General features: G+C 72.3%; 9 protein-coding genes. 5 read left to right on the plus strand and 4 right to left on the minus strand.

Annotated elements, in window-relative coordinates; translation table 11 throughout:
• Positions 1–22: 22 nt before the first annotated feature.
• From ABZU76_RS24195 to ABZU76_RS24205, 3 genes are read left to right on the plus strand one after another with little or no spacing between them, the layout of a single operon-like run.
• Entirely contained in the window at positions 23–613 is a 591-nt protein-coding gene (locus tag ABZU76_RS24195; protein ID WP_354873298.1) for a helix-turn-helix domain-containing protein, read from the plus strand.
• Position 614: 1 nt separating this feature from the next.
• Complete coding sequence (locus tag ABZU76_RS24200; protein WP_354873300.1) at positions 615–1,361, plus strand: SRPBCC domain-containing protein; 747 nt, start codon at positions 615–617, stop codon at positions 1,359–1,361.
• Positions 1,362–1,404: 43 nt separating this feature from the next.
• Positions 1,405–2,019 carry an HAD family phosphatase gene (locus ABZU76_RS24205; RefSeq protein WP_354873302.1) on the plus strand — a complete coding sequence of 205 codons (615 nt, stop codon included), beginning with the start codon at positions 1,405–1,407 and terminating at the stop codon, positions 2,017–2,019.
• A 140-nt stretch (positions 2,020–2,159) separates the two neighbouring features.
• On the opposite strand, the gene ABZU76_RS24210 is transcribed toward ABZU76_RS24205, so the two are convergent.
• The 3 genes from ABZU76_RS24210 to ABZU76_RS24220 all read right to left on the minus strand — a co-directional run bounded on the left by ABZU76_RS24210 (position 2,160) and on the right by ABZU76_RS24220 (position 4,464).
• Positions 2,160–2,384 carry a DUF5703 family protein gene (locus ABZU76_RS24210; RefSeq protein ID WP_354873304.1) on the minus strand — a complete coding sequence of 75 codons (225 nt, stop codon included), beginning with the start codon at positions 2,382–2,384 and terminating at the stop codon, positions 2,160–2,162.
• A complete protein-coding gene (locus ABZU76_RS24215) occupies positions 2,381–3,397 on the minus strand; it encodes a hypothetical protein (RefSeq protein WP_220240652.1) in 1,017 nt (338 codons plus the stop codon). Before ABZU76_RS24215 ends, ABZU76_RS24210 begins: the two co-directional genes overlap by 4 nt.
• Before the next feature lie 98 nt (positions 3,398–3,495).
• Complete coding sequence (locus tag ABZU76_RS24220) at positions 3,496–4,464, minus strand: aldo/keto reductase (RefSeq protein WP_354873306.1); 969 nt, start codon at positions 4,462–4,464, stop codon at positions 3,496–3,498.
• A 123-nt stretch (positions 4,465–4,587) separates the two neighbouring features.
• Here ABZU76_RS24220 and ABZU76_RS24225 point away from each other — a divergent pair, with 123 nt between their 5' ends.
• Positions 4,588–5,631, plus strand: coding sequence for an LLM class F420-dependent oxidoreductase (locus tag ABZU76_RS24225; RefSeq protein WP_354873308.1), 1,044 nt, complete (start codon positions 4,588–4,590; stop codon positions 5,629–5,631).
• Positions 5,631–6,473 carry an undecaprenyl-diphosphate phosphatase gene (locus ABZU76_RS24230; RefSeq protein WP_354873310.1) on the plus strand — a complete coding sequence of 281 codons (843 nt, stop codon included), beginning with the start codon at positions 5,631–5,633 and terminating at the stop codon, positions 6,471–6,473. Before ABZU76_RS24225 ends, ABZU76_RS24230 begins: the two co-directional genes overlap by 1 nt.
• 6 nt (positions 6,474–6,479) lie before the next feature.
• Here ABZU76_RS24230 and ABZU76_RS24235 read toward each other — a convergent pair whose 3' ends face one another.
• Positions 6,480–7,667, minus strand: a complete 1,188-nt coding sequence (locus ABZU76_RS24235) for a glycosyltransferase family 1 protein (RefSeq protein ID WP_354873312.1) — start codon at positions 7,665–7,667, stop codon at positions 6,480–6,482.
• Between the last annotated feature and the right edge of the window lie 234 nt (positions 7,668–7,901).

A 7,901-nucleotide genomic window follows, 5' to 3' on the forward strand; every position in this document is an offset into this window, starting at 1 on the left:
TTTTCGGCCGCACGATGGGCGCATGTTTCCCGTTGCGGTGATCGAGGACGCGGCCGCGGCCGAGGTGTCGCTCGACCCGGTCCGCGCCCGGCTGCTGGCCGAGCTGGCGGAGCCGGCGTCGGCGACCATGCTCGCGGCCCGCGTCGACCTGCCCCGCCAGAAGGTCAACTACCACCTGCGCGCGCTGGAGAAGCACGGGCTCGTGGAGCTGGTGGAGGAGCGGCGCAAGGGCAACGTCACCGAGCGCATGATGCGTGCGACCGCGGCGTCGTACGTGATCTCGCCTTCCGCGCTGGCCGCGGTGCAGCCGGACCCGGCGCAGTCGCCCGACCGCTTGTCGGCGCGCTGGCTGCTCGCCGTGGCGGGCCGGCTGGTGCGCGACGTCGGGATCCTGATCACGGGCGCCGCCAAGGCGCGCAAGCGCGTCGCGACGTTCGCGCTCGACGGCGAGGTGCGCTTCGCCTCGGCGGCAGACCGGGCCGCGTTCGCCGAGGAGCTCGCGGTGGCCGTGACGACCTTGGTGGGGAAGTACCACGACGAGGGCGCGGCGAACGGGCGCGCGCACCGCGTGATTGTGGCCGTGCACCCGAGCGTGCCGGACGAGGAGGCCTGAGATGGCGGAGTTCACCGGGAAAGAGTTCGAGCTCCCCGGATCGGCCGAGGTGGCCGCCACGCCGGAGCAGATCTGGGCCGCGATCGCGACCGGGCCGGGCATCGACTCGTGGTACATGGGCCGCAACGAGGTCGAAGGCGGCCTCGGCGGCGTCGTGCGCGGCTCCTTCGCGGGCTACGAACCGGACATGGCCATCACCGCGTGGGACCCGCTGGAGCGGCTCGTCTACGGCACGGAGACCGAGCCCGACGGGCGCCGGATCGCCTACGCGTTCCTGATCGAGGGACGCGAAGGCGGCAGCTCGGCCGTCCGCTGCGTCACCAGCGGGTTCCTGCCCGGCGACGACTGGCAGGACGAGTTCGAGGCGATGACCGCCGGCGGCGCGCTGTTCTTCCGCAACCTCGCCGAGTACGTCACGTACTTCGGCGGCCGCACGGCCACGCCGGTCACGGCGTTCGGCCCGCCCGTGTCCGACTGGGACCGCTTGTGGGCGGCACTCGGGGTCGAACTGGGCCTGCCGGGCCGGCCCGAGGAGGGCGACCGCGTGCGCGTCGAGCTGGCGGGCCGGTCCGCCGAAGGCGTCGTCTACGCCGTGAACCCGCAGACAGTGGGCGTCCGCACGGCCGACGCGCTCTATTGCTTCCTGCAGGGCTTCCACGGCCCGCTCATCGCCTGCCACCACGTGTTCTCCACCGACGCCGGCGACGAGGAGAGCTGGCAGGAGTGGCTCGGGCGGCTCACCGCCTGAGCCGGGTCCCTGGCTCAGCAGGTCGGTCGATAGGTTCGCCGCCATGGTGATTCGCGCGGTGGTGTTCGACATCGGTGACGTGCTGGAGATCGCGCCCGACCTCGGCGTCGACAGGCGGTGGGAGGCCAGGCTCGGCCTCTCGGAAGGCGAGATCACCCGGCGGTTGGCCGACATCTGGGCAGCCGGCGCCGTCGGCGATGTCACCGAGGACGACGTGCGTGACACGATCAGCAGCAGGCTCGGCGTGGGCCAAGGACGGGCCGACGCGATCATGGCCGATATCTGGGAACAGTACCTCGGCACCGGCAACGCCGACCTGATCGACTACGTCCGCGGGCTGCGGCCACGCTGTCGAACCGGCATCTTGAGCAACAGCTTCGTCGGTGCCCGGGAACGGGAACAAGCCGCATACGGTTTCGAGGACCTGGTGGACGACATCGTCTACTCCCACGAGGTCGGGATGAGCAAGCCGGATCCGGAGATCTACCGGCTGAGCTGTACCCGGCTCGGTGTGGCCCCCGAAGAAATGATCTTCCTCGACGATCTCGACCCCAACATCGACGCCGCGCGTGCGGTCGGAATCCACGGAATCCGCTACCGGGACAACGCCCAAGCGATCACCGAGATCGAAGAGCTTCTGGCGTCCGCCGGCGCGTGAACGAGCGCCACCATCGTGGTGGCCAAGGTTTCACGGCGCCACGCACTGTCATCCGGGCGGTGGCGCTGCCGAGGCCCTCGCCCGCAAGATTCCGGCAGCCCGCACACGTCGGACGCACTTGGGCAGGGTCCCGGGCTCGGTCAGGTGGCGAGCTCGGGCAGGCGGTCGGCTGCGGTGCGCTTGCGCCGCAACCAGACTCGCCGTGTGCCGTCGGCGTAGAGCCGCACCGTGCGCAGCTCCCAGCCGGCGAACTCGGCGTGGATCGAGAGCTGGATCGCCGCCGCGCGCCGGGACACACCCGGGGGCAGGCGCAGGCGGCGGTACTCCCAATCCCCTTCGACCACCGCCTCGTCGACAGTCGTCATGGCTGGATCACCTGGGTCCCTTCTCCTGCGGCCGAGCCGACGAGCACTCGGCCGCTCCGGTCGTCGACGCTCACCGAGTTCGGCTGGCGCACGGTCGGGAATCGGTACTTCTCGGTGGGCTCGCCACCGCGGACGTCGAAGCCCACCACCTGGTTCTGCCCGGTCAAGGTGACCCAGGCCAGGTTGCGCTGGTGGTCGTAGGCGATGCCGTAGATCCCGCCCGGCACCGGGTAGCGCTGGCGCAGGATCAGCGGGCCGACGGAGAACGCGAGCAGCGCGCCCGCGCGGGCGTCGGTGACCAGCACGCGCCCGTAGGAGTCGCTGGTGGCGTTGGCGGCGCCGTCGCCGGCGCGCAGGCCCTCGCCCATCGTCCCCGCGTTCACGTCGACGCTGAACACCGCGGTGCGCAGGCGGTCGAGCACGACCACGCCCTGCCCGGTGTCCACGACGTCGTCGGCGCTGTAGAGCTGGCCGGTGATGGTCTTGGTGACCGCGCCGCCGGCCAGGACCTCGACGGCCTTGCGGTCGCGCACGGCCACGATCGTGTCCGGGCCGTCGGCCACACCGGCGGTCGGCTGGCCGGCGACCGGTTGCGTGGTCAGCTGCCCGCCGGGCAGCGCGATCTTGGCCAGCTCGCCCTTGGTCGGGATGCTCGCGATCGCCTGGCCGTCGGACGTCGTCAGCGATTCGGCCGGCCCGGGCAGGGGCACGGTGGCCTTGGGGGTGCTCAGCGAGTCGAGGTCGTAGACGAGCACCGATGGCGGCTGCGTGACCGCGACCGCGAGCGTGCGGGTCTTCTCGTCGGTCGCCATCGCCGACACGGCCGGCGTCGCGAGTACCTGGCCCGCGGGCTTCGTCGTGACGGCGGGGGAGACCGCCGGCTTCGCGGCCACCGGGTTCGCCACCACCTGCAGCGAGTCGGTGTTGTCCTGACCCGAAGCCGAGCATGCCGAAAGCGCGAGAGCACCGACCAGCGGAATCGCGATCCGCGACGCGGCGGTGAGCCGACGCACCTTGAAGCCTCCAGCTGTCCCTCGGCGAGGTGTCCTCACCAGCATCCCCCACGATTCCCGTGCCGTCACGTGTGCGTCATCCAACAGACACCTGCGCCTCATTTCGGACCCCGCTCGGGGTAGCCCACGTCGACGCAGCTCACGTCGTCGAGCGCGCTGCGGATCGCGGGCGGGAGCGTGAGCTCCTCCGCCGCCAGCGAACCCGTCAGCTGGCCGGTGTCGCGGGCGCCGACGACCGGCGCCACGACCCCCGGCCGGTCGCGCACCCAGGCCAGCGCGACGACCAGCGGCGAGGTGCCGAGCCCGTCGGCGGCGGTGGCCACGGCCTGCACGATCCGCGCCGCGCGGTCCGTGCGGTGGTGCTCCACGTACCCGGCGAACTCGCTGGACGCGCCGCGCGAGTCGGCCGGCGTGCCCGTGCGGTACTTGCCGGTCAGCACGCCGCGGCCCAGTGGCGCCCAGGGCAGCAGCCCGATGCCGTGGTGCAGCGCGGCCGGCGCGGCTTCGCGGTCGACTCCGCGCTCCAGCAGCGAGTACTCGTACTGGCAGGACACGATCGGTGCCACGGCGCCGGCGCGCGACGCGGTCGTGGCCAGCTGCCAGCCCGCGTAGTTGGAGACGCCGACGTAGCGGACCTTCCCGCTGGTCACGGCGTACTCGAGGGCCGAGAGGGTTTCCTCGATCGGCACGCCCGCGTCCCACGCGTGCAGCTGCCACAGGTCGACGTGGTCGGTGCCGAGCCGGCGCAGCGAGCCGTCGAGCGCGCTCAGCAAGGCGCCCCGGGAAGCCCCGCCGCCGAAGGGCCCGTCGGTGCGCCGCGCGACGGCCTTCGTGGCCACCACCACGTCGTCGCGGGGCACCAGGTCGCCCAGCAAGCTCCCGAGCACGCGCTCGGCCTCGCCTTCGGCGTAGATGTCCGCGGTGTCCACGAGGGTGCCACCGGCGTCGACGAACGCGACGAGCTGGCTGGCCGCCTCCTCGGCGTCGGTGTCGCCGCCCCACGTCATCGTGCCGAGCGCCAGGCGCGAGACCCGCAGTCCCGACCGGCCGAGCTGTCGCTTTTCCACGACCACCGAGCCTAGCCGTCGGCCCGGCCCGTAGTTGACCAAGGTGACGCCGTGTCGCGACCGGCCACCCCGTCGGTGCACCCAGGGCACGGCGCGAGTCGCGGCATCGGTACGTTTCCGGCCGTGCGAATGGGACTCAACCTCGGTTACTGGGGCACCGGGGACAACTCCACGAACCTGGCCCTGGCCAGGAGAGCGGACGAACTCGGGTATTCGGTGGTGTGGGCGGCCGAGGCCTACGGCTCCGATGCCGTGACGATGCTCACCTGGATCGCCGCGCGGACCGAGCGGATCGACGTCGGCAGCGCCGTGCTGCAGATCCCGGCGCGGACGCCGGCGATGACGGGCATGACCGCCGCCACGCTCGACACGCTCTCGGGCGGCCGGTTCCGGCTCGGCCTGGGTGTCTCGGGCCCGCAGGTGTCGGAGGGCTGGCACGGCGTGCGGTTCGCCGACCCGGTGGGCCGCACCCGCGAGTACGTGGAGATCGTGCGGGCCGTGCAGTCGAGGCGCCGCGTGCGCTTCAGCGGGGAGCACTTCGAGCTGCCGCTGCCCGACGGGCCCGGGCTGGCCCTGGGCCTGACCTTCCGGCCCGAGCGCAAGCAGGTGCCGGTGTACCTCGCCGCGATCGGGCCGAAGAACCTCGCGCTCACGGGTGAGGTCGCCGACGGCTGGCTGCCGGTGTTCTTCTCACCCGAGCACGCCGGTGAGCAGCTGGCCCACATTCGCGCCGGCGCCGAGGCGGCCGGGCGTTCGCTCGACGGCTTCGACGTCGCCCCGGCCGTGCCGCTCGTGGTCGGCGACGACTGGCGCGAGTGCGCCGACGCCGTGCGCCCCCACGCCGCTCTTTACGTGGGCGGGATGGGCAGCCGGAAGCAGAACTTCTACAACCGCCTCGCCGTGCGGATGGGGTTCGAGGCCGAGGCGGCCGAAGTTCAGGAGTGCTACCTCGCCCGCGACTACGAGGGGGCTCAAGCGGCCGTGCCGCTGGAGTTCCTCGACGCGACTTCGCTGATCGGCCCGCGCGAGCGGATCGCCGAGCGGATGGCGGAGTTCGCGAAGGCGGGCGTGACGACGTTGTCCGTGACTCCGTACGGGGAGTCCGCGGGATTCGAGGCGGCTCTGCGGACCGCTGTGGAAGCGATCGAGCTGGCGGGAGTGGCCTGATGGGGTGGTTCGAAGCACTGGTGCTGGGACTGGTGCAGGGGCTCACGGAGTTCCTGCCCATCTCCTCCAGCGCGCACCTGCGGATCGTGGCCGCGCTCGTCGGCTGGGACGACCCGGGCGCGGCGTTCACGGCCGTGACGCAGATCGGCACCGAGCTGGCGGTGATCCTGTACTTCGGGAAGAAGATCGGCCGGATCCTGCAGGCTTGGTTCTTCTCGCTCTACCGCCGCAGCTGGCGCCGAGACCCCGACGCGCGGCTGGGCTGGCTGATCATCGTCGGCTCGATCCCCATCGTCGTGCTCGGCCTGCTGCTGCAGGACCAGATCGACGAGACCTTCCGCGACCTGCGGATCACCGCGACGACGCTCATCGTGTTCGGCGTGATCCTGCTCATCGCCGACCGCGTGGGCTCGCAGCGGCGCTCGCTCGACCACCTCACCGTGCCGCACGGCCTCGGGTTCGGCTTCGCGCAGGCCCTGGCCCTGATCCCGGGCGTCTCGCGCTCCGGCGGCACCACCAGCGCCGGCCTGCTCATGGGCTACACCCGCGCCGACGCCGCGGAGTACTCGTTCCTGCTGGCCCTGCCGGCCGTGTTCGGCTCGGGCCTGTACAAGCTCACCGACATCGGCAAGAACGGCGAGACCGCGCAGTGGGGGCCCACGATCCTGGCCACGCTGGTGGCCTTCGGCGTCGGGTACGTCGTGATCGCGTGGCTGATGTCCTACATCAAGCGCAAGAGCTTCGTGCCGTTCGTGATCTACCGGATCGTGCTCGGCCTGCTGCTGTTCGGGCTGATCATCGGCGGGGTGCTCGACCCCAACGCCGGACCTGTCGGGAGCTGAGTGTGGTCAGGCGGCAGCGCGGGCGCGAGCCTGGGGTGATCGCTCGCCCAGCACCTCGCGGTAGTGGTTGATCAGGCGGTCGCCGGAGGCTTCCCAGGTGCTGCGGACCGCGGTGGCGCGGCCCGCGGCACCGAACGCGGCGCGCTTCGCGGGCGACTCCGTGAGCCGGAGCACCGCGTCGCGTAGGGCGCCCGGGTCGAGCGGGGTCACCAGGTACCCGGTGTGCCCGTCCACGACGAGGTCCAGTGGACCGCCGGCCGCCGGCGCCACGACGGGGAGGCCGCTCGCCATCGCTTCCTGGATGGTCAGCCCGAAGGTTTCGAAGGGCCCGGTGTGCGTGAAGACGTCGAGCGTCGCGTAGATGCTCGCCAGCTCGGCACCGACGCGCAGGCCCAGGAAGGTCGCGTCGGGCAGCGCCGCCTGCAGGCTGTGCCGGTTCGGCCCGTCTCCGACGACGACCACCCGCACCCCCGGCAGTGCGCAGACGTCGCGCAGCAGCTCGACGTGCTTGTCCGGCGCCAGGCGGCCGACGTAGCCGACGAGGACCTCGCCGTTCGGCGCGAGCCGGCGGTGCAGCTCCGGATCCCGGTGCCGCGGGTCGAAGCGCACTGCGTCGACGCCGTGGGGGAGCAGGTGCAGGCGAGGGATGCCCTGCGCTTCCAACGCGCGCTTCGACGCGCTGGACGAGACGATCGTGCGGTCGGCCGGTCCGTGGATCCCCCGAAGCCGGTGCCATACGTACCTCGCGCCACCGGGCACCCGCGGGGCGTAGGAAGCGCAGTATGCCGCGACGTCCGTCTCGTACACCGCGACGATCGGCACCTGCCGCTTCAGGGCGGCCCGTACGGCGTGGGCACCGAGCAGTAGCGGGCTCGACAGGTGCACCACGTCCGGCTGGTGTTCGGCGATCGCGCGCGCCACCGCTCGGGTCGGCAGCGCCATGCGCACGTCCGGGTAACCGGGCCACGACAGCGCGGGCACCCGCACGACGGGCGAGCTCCCGACCTCCGCCGACGCCTCCTGCCGCAGCCCAGTGGGCGCAGTCGGCGCCACCACCAGCGGCGCGTGACCGCGCTCCGTCAGGTGCTCGGCGACCCGGAACGCGGTGTGCGCGACCCCGTTGACCTGCGGCGGGTACGACTCGGTCACGACGAGGACCCGCAACGAAGATCCCGCGCGATGGCTGGACGTCATTCGCAGATCCAAACCGATGACGCCCACCTCACATCCCCGGGAACAGCACGCGAACTCCAGTTTCCCAACAGGCGAAGCCCGTGACCGCCCCAGCCCGACCCCGGCACCGCCCCAAGACGACCCCGGCTTCGCCACGCCGGCTTGGCGACCCCGGCGCGAGATCGCGCCGGCTTCTGGATTGAGCGGTGCGATCGGCCCCCGGCCCCGCGCCCCCCGCCCAACACACCACCTCGC

Origin of the sequence: Amycolatopsis sp. NPDC005232, assembly GCF_040607795.1 — a bacterium.
Taxonomy (GTDB): Bacteria; Actinomycetota; Actinomycetes; order Mycobacteriales; family Pseudonocardiaceae; genus Amycolatopsis.